The following is a 13,242-nucleotide window of genomic DNA, read 5'->3' as shown; positions in this document are numbered from 1 at the left end:
CGATGGTAACTGTACAAGAAGTGCTTTCCTTAGCGATTGAAATCGATATGATTGGCCTCGCACATCGCGTTTTCTGGGCCGTTTCAGAAGGTAAAGTGTATGCAGACGACGCTTCCGAAAAGCTGGATGAGATTGAATATGATGAACAAGCGATTTCGGACATGGTGGAGCGGAACTTGTTGAACATCGGGAAAATAAAGCTGTATGCCGTCCAAACGAACCAACCAGGCTTGTTTGCCTTCTACTACAGTGAAGATGTATTGGACGCCTATTCGCTTCATCAGGAAATGTATCGTGAAAAGCCGAGGCGGTTAACAAATGCTTCCCATCTGATGGGGAAGAGCTTTGATTTTAATGAAACGGGTAAGTCTGAGATTTTGTATGTTCAGCGGAAGGAGGTTGTGGCATTTCCGTTTTATTTGGGGCATGCGTGGGCGGGGGAACGGAGGGTGTATCGTATGTATTAGATTGGATAGGTGCCCATGATCAAGCCCCTATTTTCCGGACACGATATATTAAGTGCCGCTTACCTGCGTACAGAATTATTCTGACAATAAATTACAATTGTGAGGGATATATTGGATAGTATGTAGTGTTGCCGTTGATTTGTATTGTAGTCGTATTTTGGGACTATTTACTTGTTGAATATTTATAATTGCATGTAACACGAGTATCCAACGAAATGTGGATTTAGAACCAGGTATCTTTGAACCGGTACTCATCATAAGCAGATTTATTTCCGTGAATAGAGCGCAAAAAACGTAAAACGATAGCTCGATTTATCAAGAAGTCGTTTTACGTTTTGGGATTAATTTAAATTATTCAAATGACACTTTTACCTCATGTTGAGCAATATCTTCAAATGAATCATAGTTAAATACGTGTAAATCCATTTCAAAGTCCTCTTTTAATTCAGGGAAATCATATCCCTCAAAATCCTCGATAGATAAAACGGCTTTCGCTTTTTTGCCAGCTGCCACCTCTTGAGACATACTTAAAATCGTTTCGTCGACCATATAACCGTCAGCTGATACGCTACGTGCTTGTACTCCGATAGCATAATCTAGTTTATTTTCAATCTCGAAAACAACTTGGATTGATTCACCGAATATAGGGTCTTTCTTTTTTACAATTTCAAGCAATGTCGCTTTATAATTTTCGTTATCGACAATCACTTGGTTAAATTCGTTTTCTTCTGTTTCCCCTTCAGTGTTATCGGTTTTTTCATTTTCTGTGCCTGTGTTGTCAGCGTTTTCTGAGACATTATTTTCAACAGTACCACCTAGGTTTTCTGTTTCAGTTTCTCCACAACCTGCAAGTACTAGAGATAGAATTAGTGCACTACTAAAAACTAATCTTTTCAAAAAGATCCCCTCCTAAACATAGTAATTCTATAGTACTATAAGATACAGATATTGACCAGTGTGGAATTCCGCTAAATATTCATGATTGAATTCTGAACATATTTAAAGAGGGAATTCAAATTATAAAAATAAGAGCATCAGATGAAAACAATTTTCTATTCCTGTGCAAGAAACTGTTCCGAAAATAAGCTGCAATTGTATTGAACACATTGGTTATGTAAGTAGTATTGCCATTCTTTTATTGGATGGTTAAAACATACATGAATATAAACAACTGGCGCCAAAAACAAATGGTGGAATAAATTTTCCCGTTCTATAATAAAGATTATCTAGTGTGTACAGATACGCAAAAACGAAGGCAGAAAGGAACCTTTAAATTGCAATTACTACTTACGTTTAGCATTTTAGGCGTTACGATTGTATTGTTCATGACGAATCGGTTACGCGCCGATCTTGTTGCATTACTTGCACTGTTGGCGTTTGTTGTGACAGGGATTTTGCAGCCGGCAGAGGCGTTATCGGGTTTTTCGAATTCCGTCGTCATTATGATTGCTGCACTTTTTGTTGTGGGTGCGGGCATTTTACGTACAGGGCTCGCGCAAATGGCGGGCAACCTTTTACTTCGGTATGCGGGAGATAGTGAAAAACGATTATTTTTGTTGCTTTTATTAATTGTCGCCTTTGTCGGTGCATTTATGAGTAACACGGGTACAGTTGCATTGATGATGCCGATTGTTGTTAGCATTGCGATTCGCATCGGAAGCAGCCCTTCGAAATATTTGCTGCCACTGTCGTACGTTGCCAGCTTTTCAGGTTTATTGACCTTGATTGCTTCACCGCCAAACTTAATCGTTTCGCAAATGTTACTGGAAAACGGTTTTGAGCGACTTAGCTTTTTTCAAATTACACCGATTGGCTTAATCGGCGTCGCGATTGGCATTATGTATTTGTACATGGTTCGGAATCGAGTCGTTCCGAAAGAGGCGCGCAAAGGAAGTGGTCAATCGTCGCATACTTTATCGCCGAAGCGATTGGCTAGGGACTATGCGCTAGGTGGCAAATTGTTGGTCGTGAAGGTGCCGCCTGCGTCTGCAATTGTCGGAAAGCGGTTGACGCAGTTGAAAATTCCTGTTCGTTTTCAGCTATGTGTGTTGAAAATTAAACGAAAATCACTTGAAGGAACGTTGAAATTTTTACCGATGACGTTTCACGAAATGGCAGGGCCATTAAGTGCAATCGAGGGCAATGATATTTTGTACATACAAGGAACGAAAGAACAGGCAACGCATTTTGCAGAGGCGTATGGACTTGAACTGTTGGGGGAACCGTCGGAGCCGGAGGAATTGGTATCCAAGGAATTGGGGATTGCGGAAGTGTTATTAACGCCAAACTCCAGCCTGATCAATCAAGACATACGTGCAGTTGGATTCCGAGAAAAATACAATTTGAATATTATCGGCTTGAAAAGACAAGGTAAACAAGTGATGCAAGACGTGACGAAATTGCGCCTGCGATTTGGTGACGCTTTACTTGTTCAAGGAACTTGGGATGCGATTGAGTTGCTAGCGCGTGAAACGAATGATGTCGTTGTTGTCGGACAGCCGCAAGAACATGCGAGTACTGCTTCGGCGAACGGAAAAGCATGGGTTGCGGGCATGATTATGGTTCTTATGGTTGTGCTGATGATTGCTGAAGTATTTCCGGCATTCGTCACAGTACTCATCGCTGCTGTACTGATGGTGTTAACAGGCTGCGTGCGAAATATGAACGATGCTTACGGGCAAATTAACTGGGAAAGTATTGTGTTAATTGCGGCCATGCTGCCAATGGCGACGGCACTTGAGAAGTCAGGCGGGATGCAGTTATTGGCGGATGGGATCATTCAGTTGCTCGGCGGATTCGGGGCGATTGGGGTCCTTGCCGGAATTTATTTTATGACAATGCTGTTTGGTCAATTCATTAGTAACACGGCAACCGCGGTTTTATTTGCCCCGATTGCTTTGAATGCCGCGATGGCGCTCGGTGCAAATCCATATGCGTTTCTGATTATCGTGGCGGTTGGCGCAAGCATGTCATTTGCAACACCGGTCGCCTCACCGACGAATGCACTTGTCATGACTGCAGGTGGCTATTCATTCCGCGACTTTGCAAAAATAGGTGTTCCGTTACAACTTATTATGTTCATCGTCATGATGATTGCGGTGCCGCTTTTGTTTCCGTTGTAGCTCTGTTCGATACATGCATACGCATTTTGATTTCGTGTAAAATATTGAAGAGAAGCGCGCTAACGCTTCTCTCTTGCAACCTCTACCGTCAGGGTGGGTGGTTGTCGAAAATTATTTAAGTTGTGTGAACCATCCTTTCGCTTCCGACGGCTAGGGTGGTTTTCTTTTTGTTCAAAAAAGTTTTTCGGAAAAGATGCGCGCTCATTGTACGTGTTATCCCTTCAAACATACTTAGGAGTTACGTTGCCATATTGTGAAATGAACGAATCCTTTTTCGGATTATTCCGTATCTATTACTGAGAGTTTTTTTATTAGCTCGTATAAGATGAATAGTGAAATGAACAAAGTATGGTAATTAGAGGGGAATTATTAATATGGCAGGCCAGTATTGCTGAACAAGATGCCAGGATATCTTTTCTTTGGGAGGAATAAAAATAATTATTAAATTGGAGGGGCCATATGCGAAAGTTATTTTTATTAATGGGGTGTTTTGTTTTCGTAGTTTTACTTAGTGGTTGTGATAGAAACGTAGACAATGCTGTGAAGTTTGGAGAGGAATTTATCAAAAAACTATACACTGTTGATAATTCAGATATGGATGTAAGCAAGATGAGTACCGAACAGCATATTGAATTTCAAGATGGATTTTCACCTTACCTGACAACAGATGCACTTCAAGACCTATCACTCAAAAGAACTCTTATAACCCCAAGGGAAGTTGCGTTTGCGCTAAATAATACGATTTCCGTTCAGAGTATTTCATTAGAAGAAGGCGGAGTCCAAGAAAAAGGTGAATCACTTTATTTTGACCATTCTTTCACTTTGATATTTAAAGATGAAGATGAAAATAAAGTGGATGAGATAGAAATAAAAGGGCAGATGACTATTGTCAATACAGGTGACGGGTTAAAAGTTGATCGATACCGTGATGATGAAAATTTGATGAACAGGTTGACCCCTATAAAGTGAAGTTGCATAAGTGAAATTAACTGAGTGATGTAAGAAAACTGGTGTAATTTGAAAGGGTGGTAATACTTTTTGTGCAGGTGCTGTAGCGGGATTTACATTTAGTGTGCTTACGGTAATTAACGCAATTGCATTTTTTATTGCAACATTTATTGTTAAAAAAAGTAAAGGACAGGAAACTTTAAATGCTCAATAATCGGGCCATTTAATGGAGTAATGAAGATGTTAAATTGATCTTTAACGTAGATAAAACCATATTGATTGGGAAAGGGGTATACCTGATGGAACCTAAATGGCTTGAATGGGCAAAACAGCTACAATCTATTGCACAGGTAGGATTAACTTATTCCAAAGACGTTTTTGATTTGGAAAGATTTGAGTTGATCAGGAATATAAGCGTTGAAATGATGTCGCAACAAACGGAAATAGACAAGACAGTAATAAAAGATTTGTTTGCTAATGAAACTGGCTATGCTACCCCAAAAGTTGATATTAGATCTGTTGTATTTAAGGATAATAAGATTTTAATGGTTAGGGAAAATACTGACGGAGATTGGTCTTTACCGGGTGGTTGGGGCGATATTGGATTAACTCCAAGTGAAGTTGCGGTCAAAGAAACAAAAGAAGAATCAGGGTTTGATGTTAAAGCAGTAAAATTGATAGGTATACTTGATAAGAAGTGCCACCCACATCCTCCTTCTCCATATCACGTTTATAAAATATTTATCCAATGTGAAATTATCGGAGGTCAACCAAAAGAAGGAATCGAAACAAGTGCGGTTGAGTTTTTTGCTGAAAATGAACTACCGTCATTATCAGTAGCTAGAAATACCAAATCACAAATTCAATTGGCTTTTAAACATTTATATAATTCACAAGAAGCTATATATTTTGATTGATTTTTAAAAGATCATGCCATTCTGCAAACGGGAAGTCTGTAGCGCTGCCAGAGGAGAGCATTTACATCCCTGAACTTTTTATGAAAGATTTCATATAGTACATACAGACGCCCAAAAAGGAGGCAGGATAATTGGACGCAACTTTTATCAAGACAGGACTGGAGCATCAAGGCTATCCGGTTTATGAGGATGACATTCCTTATATTGCTGATATGCTCAACCTCATTCATCAGCAAGAAGCTTTGCTTGAAAACTTTCCTTATGTAAACTTCGAAGTGCCGATAACAGTTTTTGATAAAGGAGTGATTGGATGGCAGAATTAGCATTTATGCCTGCCGCTAAGCTTGCTCCGTTAATAGAATCAAAACAACTCTCTCCGGTAGAGTTGACACGCTTAATGTTAGAACGTATCGACCAATACGACGGGGATATTAGGGCCTATATTACGCCTCTTCCCGAACATGCACTTGCGCAAGCGAGACTAGCGGAGCGTGAAATTATGTCAGGGATTTACAAGGGAGCTCTGCATGGAATCCCAATGGGTATTAAAGATAATTTTTATACAAAAGACATACACACGACTAACGGTTCAAAACTTTTTATGAATTTTATCCCTGGGCAAACGGCGACAGCTGCAGAGAAGCTACTAGGGGCAGGGGGAATCATGCTTGGAAAATTGAATATGCATGAACTTGCTGCTGGTTCAACAGGTACGAATCCATTTTTCGGGAATACGCGAAATCCGTGGAATTTAGAGTATATGCCTGGTGGTTCGAGCGGTGGAAGTGCCGCTTCTTTAGCAGCTGGGTTAGCAACGCTCGCAACGGGTACAGACACTTTCGGTTCGATACGCTTGCCGGCAGCTATGTGCGGTGTGTATGGTTTGAAGCCGACGTATGGATTAGTTAGCACCTACGGGGTTTTCCCGACTGCTTGGTCAATGGATACCGCTGGCCCAATGGCGAGGTCAGTTGCAGATTTAGCCATCATGCTCAATTACATGGCGGGTTTTGATCCAAACGATCCGGCAAGCTTGCATGTGCCGATGATAAATTATGAAGCAGATTTAAAGAAGGATATGAGCGGAATCAAGATCGGCGTGCCGACTCATTATATGGAGGGTTTAGATGCTGATGTAGAAAAACTTTTTCAACATGCAATGGAAACTCTAAACGGTTTAGGAGCTGAAATAAAAGAAATAGAGATACCAGAACTAACATTATCGACATTCGCAGGCTATGCGACGGTTACTGGAGAAGCCGCTACTTTTCATGAAGAGTGGTTAAAGAGTTACGCCGAAGACTATTCTCAAGATATCCGAACATTTTTTCTAACAGGCGCGATGACAATGAGTCCGCAATATAATAGGGCCCAGCAAATTAGAAGAAAAATGACACAAGCATTTGAACAAGCATTTTTTAATGTTGATATTTTACTTGGACCGACGATACCGATTGCAACGCCGCCTTACAGCGAGCATTGGGTCGACCAAAACTTAGAAATTGTGAAACGAATCATGCCATTCACCGCACCTATCAACCTAACAGGCGTACCAAGTCTGGCAGTTCCGATGGGAGTTGACCGGGAAGGATTACCTGCTGGCATGCAGTTTATTGGAAAGCATCTTTCTGAGAAGAAGTTGCTGCAAGTCGGGGCTACGTGGGAAGGGACTGAGCCGTTAAGGAAGACTTTGGCAATTAAATAAATTAGCACTATATAATAAAGGCCTTGAAACCCCATTTGAGAGATTACTGGTTTTACTTTGAAAGAAACTATAGCGGTTCAATCAATCAGTTAATTTTGGCCGCTAGGTTCCAATACCATTCGAATTGTTTTAGAACTTGGCAGTCTCTCGCTCATAGTACTGGCTTTTAGTAACCTCATGAATCCGCGTCTTTGCATTACGGACCAAAAGGAATTTTACCAGTAAACAATAAAAAGATTGTGATGATCCAAAATGCAATGAAAGAGGATGAAAGAATCAGTGAAATCATTGGAAGTATATTTTTCTTCGTTTTCTTAACTAACCCAATAACCGACAATATAATCCCTGCACCCGTAAGGAAAAACGTGATCGTATCCCCGATTAAATAACCTACGTTCGCTATTTTTGTAGGTTCTACAAACACAATAAAAAAACAAACGATACCGATAAATAAAGCTGTATAGCTAATTACACCATGTTTTTTGGATATACTCACTTCTTTTGTCAAAAAAAGACCTCCTCATTAATTCTTTAACACCATAAGCTGTTTGTAGAAGATTGATTACCCTAAAAATAAAAAATGTTTGTATAACAAGTGTATCATTTTCAATTCTAGAAGTATGAATAAATCAGGTATCGAACAATCACCAAACCGCTTGGGTGAATATATTGATATAAAAGATTAGGTAGGAGTGGTGAGGTGTGTATGTAAATAATCCCTATGGCTACAGACAAGGGGAAATAGTTAGCGGTGCTTATGGTGATGTGAATGGTGATGGGGTGACAGATTACGTATATTTGACGGCAGTACAGTCGGTAGATCCGTCGAGTCCCTATGTCGAGCAGATTACATTAAATATTCAAGATGGTTTAACAAAAAATGTATATGTCATTCCGCTAGATGAAAGCGGTAATTCAGGTTACGAACCAACTGTCTTCCTTGGGGATTTTACGAAGGATGGCATCATGGATATTCTGATTTCCATTCAATCAGGCGGATCCGGCGCATTTACGTTTAATTATATTTATTCATTCGTTAATAATCGAGCTAGGAAATTGTTTGACTTTGAGCAATATAATCAGCTAAATCAGTACACCGTCACTTATTTGAATCAATATAAAATCAGTGTTCAAAGTTTAGCAACAGGGCAAACGTATTTAATTGATATTAGTGGCAGAGGTGCTGATTATCTTTCGCGAATTTACAATGAAGATGGGATGTTAAAAGAACCAATTACAGGTATGGCTGATGGGGTTAGTGGATTCTATCCAGTTGATATGGACCGCGATGGTGTGTATGAAGTTCAGGCCTATCAAAAAATTAGCGGGCTTTACCATGCAGATTCATTTGGGTATGTCATTAATACATTGCAATGGGATGGACAAAAGTTTGCAATATGGCAGCAATGGATGGCGATTTTTGGCAATGAGTAACGCTAACAAAATTAAAGTGGTGCCAGGTTCCAACACAATTGTTAGGACCTGGCACCAAAAGAGTTAAGGTTCTCCAGTCGATTTTACGCCTTTCAACTTACTCAAGAGCCCATTCTGATAGGCAACTGCTCCGAGAACAATAATAATACCAATGACCTGAATAAAGTTCGGGATTTCACCGAAGAGAACGACGGCAATGATCGCGACCGTAGAAATCGGACTGAGCAACAAGAGTCCTGCGACAATTGTAGAATTCAACCGAACGGAACCATACTGGACAAACGTCCACGCCATAGCTTGTCCCGCTATAGCTAAGACAAACATCCAAAACCAGTTCATGGCGGTGATTGGATCACCAAGGGTGGTTTCTGGATTCATTGGAAGCACACCATTAACCATCACACCGTGCGTCACATCGAAGCCGCGGTGGGATAAAAATAACATGACAAACGCAGGGGCTACTAGTTGGGCAATACTCGCCCATAGCATTGGTTGGATAAACTGTCCCCTGTTCACCTTGGTTGCTTTACGGCTCGTATAGAGGTAGATCCCGTAGCAGATGCCGGATAAACTACCTTCAAGGGTCCCGATAAGGGCAATAGGCATTCCGTGTATGGTGGTTGGTCCTCCTGTTTCCCCACCGCCGCCAATGATGCCACCAGACAAAACAATGCCTAGTATCATAATCGGTGCAATAATAAAGAAGCTTCTTGGAACTCTTTCCTTGTCAATTAGAAATGCAAGTGCAGGTAAAATAATGATCTGTAGATTGAGCAGGATTGAGGCGATACCTGAGCCAACGTAGTAGATGGAATAGTTCCAGGCCGTAAAGTCTATTCCGAGAAACAGACCTGCGACAAGGGATAGAATGACCCCGGTTCTATTGAGCGGACCGAGTTTTTTTGCCTCTCTAATGGCGAATGGAAGTAGAGCTAGCCCCCCAATTGAACATCGTAGGATAACGGACGTTGCTGGGTCGAAATTCGATTGTTTCACCCAAGGGGCAGTAAACGCGAGAAAGATGATACCAATGATAAGGAGCAAGTACGCCTTACCAGTTGACCCACTTTTATTAACCATACGTTTCACTCCAAGTAAAATGATGTTAATGATGTGTTAATATGACCCTCTAAGTCACGGTAAATTCGAGCAAGCTCAATTGCTCAAAGTCGACATGTGCGGGAGAAAACAGAGGAAATGATAACTTATAAATTTTAGTATGATAACAGCAGCTTATTTTATGCGAAATATGCGACGATTTCATTTTGAGGCGGTTTTTGGACGAGCAATTGTAAAGAGGTAATCTGTTTTGCACTTCTAATGTGAGAATTCTTTAATTCAAAATGGTCCATATTAAATGCAATAGTTCCCAATTCGAAATTCCTTGCATAGCCTAATACGATGAAAAAATGATGTTTAGGAGGACAACAGTGTACTATTTAGGGAACTGTGTTTATCCAGGATACAATCCGCAAGAGTTTCAAAAGTCATTGGAATTGATGTTTGAGGCAGTTCAGGGAGAAAAGGAAGACCGGCTCTTTTACGAGTATTTGATATCCATCGCTCCGAAACAGGCAGATAAAGAGATAATTGCATCCATTCGAGATGATGAAATTAGACACAATTTAATGTTCAAGCAAATGTATTTATATTATACGGGTCAAGAAATAACGGATATCACTGAAGAAGATTTTAAGAAGCCAGCATCCTATGTAGACGGAATTCAACAAGCTCTTTTTGGCGAGTTAAAAGCGGTAGAAAAGTATAGGGAGATACGAAAAGGTTTGCCAGATCGTCATCATCGGGATTTAGTATTTGAAATACTAACTGATGAACTGAAACATGCGTCCAAATATAACTTTCTCTACACGGAAAATCGGACGAATGGTCGTGTCCAAAATGAACCAAATGCCGAAAAAACACCTGATGATTGGGTTAGATACACAGCATATTTAGTCGAGAAAGCGCAAGAAGATGTAAATAGGGGGATTAATTTAACCCACATTTTGCAAGAGTTTATCTTGATGGGGGTACTCGTGGGCAAAGGATATTCACCCCAGCAAGCATATGAAACTGTAGAAACTTGGGAGCGAACGGGAGAATCTAAGCTCCTACAGGAGAGTAAGGATAGAACCTGATATTTCTACCTGCAAAATCGCTAAAACGACTTTGAATTGTTATTAGAACCTGATAACGTTCACTCCAATAAATAATTTTAAAAAGTGACTATCCCAGATAGTCGCTTTTTTTTCGTGGATTATATATGTAATTGGAAACCCAAATGATAGTCGAACCGTCCCAATCATAACATTACAAAACAATAAAAGTTTATCGATATTCAATAAGTGTCGTTGTGATGTAAAAATGAATTGAGGTGCTTTTTATGAAACAAGTATCAACACTTTTTTTACGAATTGCCGTTATTTTTATTGGGCTTCCAGTTCTCGCGATGTGTATATTTTTAGTGCCTGGAATTGGGAATGTTGCAGGACAGTTATTACCGGAATTTGCATCTGTTAAATACTTCGTGTTCTTTCTTTTTTATGGTTCTGCGCTACCTTTTTACTTTGCCTTGTATCAGGCGCTGAAACTATTAAGTTACATTGACAAGGGTAAAGCCTTCTCGCAAATCTCCGTAGAAGCTTTAAAGAAAATAAAATACTGTGCCATTTCGATAAGTAGTTTCCATGTGCTTCTTCTGCCACTTTTTTATTTATTTGCCGAAATGGATGATGCCCCGGGAGTCATTTTTGTAGGGGTAGTTGTTCCGTTTGCTTCGATGATTATCGCTGTCTTTGCGGCTGTTTTACAGAGGCTTTTACAAGAAGCAATTCAAATAAAATCTGAAAATGATTTAACGGTCTGAGGTGAGAGAAATGGCGATTGTGATTAAAATAGATGTGATGTTAGCCAAAAGAAAAATGAGTGTTACCGAACTTACAGAGAGAGTTGGCCTCACGATGGCGAATATTTCTATTTTGAAAAATGGCAAGGCAAAGGCAGTCCGTTTATCAACATTGGATAAGATCTGTAAAGCTTTGGACTGTCAGCCAGGTGATATTTTGGAATATAAAGTGGAGGAAGAGATTGCGGGCGAAAAATAAATACGAGATGGGGCACTACTTATGGCTGTGACAATACAAAATGCTAGTAGAAAAAAGGCACGATTTGTGGGCGCATTCAAACAACTTTTTCATTTCGGTTGGGAGCAGGCTTTGTCTTGTGTATTTCCTGTTGTGATTTTCGGGAGTCTAGCTTTAACGAAAGTAATCTCCCTTCCTTTTTTGCCAAGGTATGATTGGCTGCTGATTATCTTTCTTTTCATGCAATGGTGGATGGTGCGTTCTCGGCTTGAAACGAAAGATGAATTAAAAGTGATTACGTTGTTTCATATCATTGGTTTAGCACTTGAAATTTTTAAAGTGAATATGGGCTCCTGGTCCTATCCCGAGGAAGGGTTTTTCAAAGTTTTTGGCGTGCCTTTGTATAGCGGATTTATGTACGCAAGTGTGGCGAGTTATCTTTGTCAGGCATGGAGGCGTTTGAACGTTGAACTCGTTAAGTGGCCGCCTTTTTTCGTCGTCGTTCCCCTTGCAACCGCGATATACTTGAATTTTTTCATTCACCACTTCTGGGTTGACATTCGATGGTGGTTAGCTGGGCTTGTCATGATTGTCTTTTTACGGTCCTGGGTTTTGTATGAGGTTAATGGAGCTCGTTATCGTATGCCGCTTGCCCTATCATTTGTGCTCATCGGATTTTTCATATGGGTGGCGGAAAACATTGCGACATTCTTTAATGCTTGGGAATACCCGAATCAAGCCGACGCATGGAGTCTAGTCCATCTGGGAAAAATGAGTTCGTGGGTATTATTAGTTATTGTTAGTTTTCTTATTGTGGCTACGTTAAAACAGATAAAGAAGAAGTATAGACATGGGTGAAAATCACGTAACTGTAGTTCTTGCGCCCAAAAGTTAGAGTTGAAAACTAACTTTTGGGGTGTATTTTCACTCCTCAACTTTGTTGTGAGACTTCTTCCATGTTTTGATGATTATTTCAGGGAGCATCACGAAGACCAGGACACCGATTGCCAATGACAATAGCGTTGCACCACTAATCACATTGAAAAGGTACAAAGTCAAAGTGACGATAGATAAAAAAATTCTCCAAAGTACTAAAGGTTTTTTCATCATTACCTCCGAGGCCTGTTTTATTTAAAATGCAACGTAAAATGGATGCATACTTTCATCCAAACAATATTCAATCCTTTGTCTAAAGTTGCTTACGTTAACTATTGCTAGTGCTTTTTCGATAGGGAAATACCCCACTTCCAAGCTTTCTGGGGAAGTTGTCGGCTTGCCGCCAATAGGTTTTGCAAGGAACAGGGTATTACAAATGGATCGTTCTACGTTTTGAAATATGCCACAAAACTTCAAAATCTCCACATCAATCCCAGACTCTTCTTTCGTTTCTCTAATGGCGGCGTCTTTCAAAGATTCTCCTTCCTCAACCTGACCACCTGGCATTTCCCATCCTCTTCGCGGTCCTTTAATTAATAGAATCTCATTTTCTTCATTCAGCACAATGGTTGCTGCTGAGAGGATATGTTTTGGCGGTGTGTAAACCATTTTTGTTTGTTGTTCCACTAG

The 13,242-nt window shown here is 40.2% G+C and carries 15 protein-coding genes; 11 read left to right on the top strand and 4 right to left on the bottom strand.

The window, feature by feature from the left end; genetic code table 11:
- Positions 1-2 precede the first annotated feature (2 nt).
- Complete coding sequence (locus AB1H92_RS13980; RefSeq protein ID WP_115363257.1) at positions 3-467, top strand: hypothetical protein; 465 nt, start codon at positions 3-5, stop codon at positions 465-467.
- 351 nt (positions 468-818) lie between these two features.
- Here AB1H92_RS13980 and AB1H92_RS13975 read toward each other — a convergent pair whose 3' ends face one another.
- Entirely contained in the window at positions 819-1,364 is a 546-nt protein-coding gene (locus tag AB1H92_RS13975) for a hypothetical protein (protein WP_115363255.1), read from the bottom strand.
- A 428-nt stretch (positions 1,365-1,792) separates the two neighbouring features.
- Here AB1H92_RS13975 and AB1H92_RS13970 point away from each other — a divergent pair, with 428 nt between their 5' ends.
- From AB1H92_RS13970 to AB1H92_RS13950, 5 genes are all read left to right on the top strand, one after another.
- Positions 1,793-3,589 carry an SLC13 family permease gene (locus tag AB1H92_RS13970; protein WP_243835849.1) on the top strand — a complete coding sequence of 599 codons (1,797 nt, stop codon included), beginning with the start codon at positions 1,793-1,795 and terminating at the stop codon, positions 3,587-3,589.
- A gap of 459 nt (positions 3,590-4,048) precedes the next feature.
- Entirely contained in the window at positions 4,049-4,558 is a 510-nt protein-coding gene (locus tag AB1H92_RS13965; protein ID WP_115363251.1) for a hypothetical protein, read from the top strand.
- A 278-nt stretch (positions 4,559-4,836) separates the two neighbouring features.
- On the top strand, positions 4,837-5,454 hold the full coding sequence (locus AB1H92_RS13960; protein ID WP_115363249.1) for an NUDIX hydrolase: 618 nt from the start codon (positions 4,837-4,839) through the stop codon (positions 5,452-5,454).
- A gap of 131 nt (positions 5,455-5,585) precedes the next feature.
- A complete protein-coding gene (locus AB1H92_RS13955; RefSeq protein ID WP_115363247.1) occupies positions 5,586-5,777 on the top strand; it encodes a hypothetical protein in 192 nt (63 codons plus the stop codon).
- The gene (locus AB1H92_RS13950; protein WP_115363245.1) at positions 5,765-7,159 is read left to right on the top strand and encodes an amidase; all 1,395 of its coding nucleotides are present in this window, start codon (positions 5,765-5,767) and stop codon (positions 7,157-7,159) included. Before AB1H92_RS13955 ends, AB1H92_RS13950 begins: the two co-directional genes overlap by 13 nt.
- Before the next feature lie 196 nt (positions 7,160-7,355).
- On the opposite strand, the gene AB1H92_RS13945 is transcribed toward AB1H92_RS13950, so the two are convergent.
- Complete coding sequence (locus AB1H92_RS13945) at positions 7,356-7,667, bottom strand: hypothetical protein (protein WP_115363243.1); 312 nt, start codon at positions 7,665-7,667, stop codon at positions 7,356-7,358.
- A 194-nt stretch (positions 7,668-7,861) separates the two neighbouring features.
- Between AB1H92_RS13945 and AB1H92_RS13940 the strand changes: the two genes are divergently transcribed.
- On the top strand, positions 7,862-8,593 hold the full coding sequence (locus tag AB1H92_RS13940; protein WP_115363241.1) for an FG-GAP-like repeat-containing protein: 732 nt from the start codon (positions 7,862-7,864) through the stop codon (positions 8,591-8,593).
- 63 nt (positions 8,594-8,656) lie between these two features.
- Here AB1H92_RS13940 and AB1H92_RS13935 read toward each other — a convergent pair whose 3' ends face one another.
- Positions 8,657-9,673, bottom strand: a complete 1,017-nt coding sequence (locus tag AB1H92_RS13935) for a DMT family transporter (protein ID WP_115363239.1) — start codon at positions 9,671-9,673, stop codon at positions 8,657-8,659.
- 350 nt (positions 9,674-10,023) lie between these two features.
- On the opposite strand from AB1H92_RS13935, the gene AB1H92_RS13930 reads away from it, so the two are divergent.
- From AB1H92_RS13930 to AB1H92_RS13915, 4 genes are all read left to right on the top strand, one after another.
- Entirely contained in the window at positions 10,024-10,731 is a 708-nt protein-coding gene (locus AB1H92_RS13930; protein ID WP_243835657.1) for a ferritin-like domain-containing protein, read from the top strand.
- Positions 10,732-10,976: 245 nt separating this feature from the next.
- Complete coding sequence (locus tag AB1H92_RS13925; protein ID WP_115363235.1) at positions 10,977-11,459, top strand: DUF2975 domain-containing protein; 483 nt, start codon at positions 10,977-10,979, stop codon at positions 11,457-11,459.
- Positions 11,460-11,469: 10 nt separating this feature from the next.
- Positions 11,470-11,697 (top strand): helix-turn-helix transcriptional regulator, encoded by a 228-nt coding sequence (locus AB1H92_RS13920; protein WP_115363233.1) that lies wholly within the window; start codon positions 11,470-11,472, stop codon positions 11,695-11,697.
- 66 nt (positions 11,698-11,763) lie between these two features.
- On the top strand, positions 11,764-12,534 hold the full coding sequence (locus tag AB1H92_RS13915; RefSeq protein ID WP_172481083.1) for a DUF817 domain-containing protein: 771 nt from the start codon (positions 11,764-11,766) through the stop codon (positions 12,532-12,534).
- 273 nt (positions 12,535-12,807) lie between these two features.
- Here the strand turns inward: AB1H92_RS13915 and AB1H92_RS13910 are convergent, their stop codons facing one another.
- Positions 12,808-13,221, bottom strand: a complete 414-nt coding sequence (locus AB1H92_RS13910; protein ID WP_370475597.1) for an NUDIX hydrolase — start codon at positions 13,219-13,221, stop codon at positions 12,808-12,810.
- Positions 13,222-13,242: the final 21 nt, after the last annotated feature.

Origin of the sequence: Sporosarcina pasteurii (assembly GCF_041295575.1) — a bacterium.
GTDB classification, from domain to species: domain Bacteria; phylum Bacillota; class Bacilli; order Bacillales_A; family Planococcaceae; genus Sporosarcina; species Sporosarcina pasteurii.
The sequence above is the reverse complement of the archived record's forward strand: the minus strand, read 5'-3'. Positions and strand labels throughout refer to the sequence as shown.

Bases quoted from the DNA above. Each gene is read 5' to 3' on its own strand.
- AB1H92_RS13980 (WP_115363257.1), top strand. From the start codon at position 3: ATGGTAACTGTACAAGAAGTGCTTTCCTTAGCGATTGAAATCGATATG.
- AB1H92_RS13970 (WP_243835849.1), top strand. From the start codon at position 1,793: ATGACGAATCGGTTACGCGCCGATCTTGTTGCATTACTTGCACTGTTG.
- AB1H92_RS13965 (WP_115363251.1), top strand. From the start codon at position 4,049: ATGCGAAAGTTATTTTTATTAATGGGGTGTTTTGTTTTCGTAGTTTTA.
- AB1H92_RS13960 (WP_115363249.1), top strand. From the start codon at position 4,837: ATGGAACCTAAATGGCTTGAATGGGCAAAACAGCTACAATCTATTGCA.
- AB1H92_RS13950 (WP_115363245.1), top strand. From the start codon at position 5,765: ATGGCAGAATTAGCATTTATGCCTGCCGCTAAGCTTGCTCCGTTAATA.
- AB1H92_RS13935 (WP_115363239.1), bottom strand. From the start codon at position 9,673: ATGGTTAATAAAAGTGGGTCAACTGGTAAGGCGTACTTGCTCCTTATC.
- AB1H92_RS13925 (WP_115363235.1), top strand. From the start codon at position 10,977: ATGAAACAAGTATCAACACTTTTTTTACGAATTGCCGTTATTTTTATT.
- AB1H92_RS13920 (WP_115363233.1), top strand. From the start codon at position 11,470: ATGGCGATTGTGATTAAAATAGATGTGATGTTAGCCAAAAGAAAAATG.
- AB1H92_RS13910 (WP_370475597.1), bottom strand. From the start codon at position 13,221: ATGGTTTACACACCGCCAAAACATATCCTCTCAGCAGCAACCATTGTG.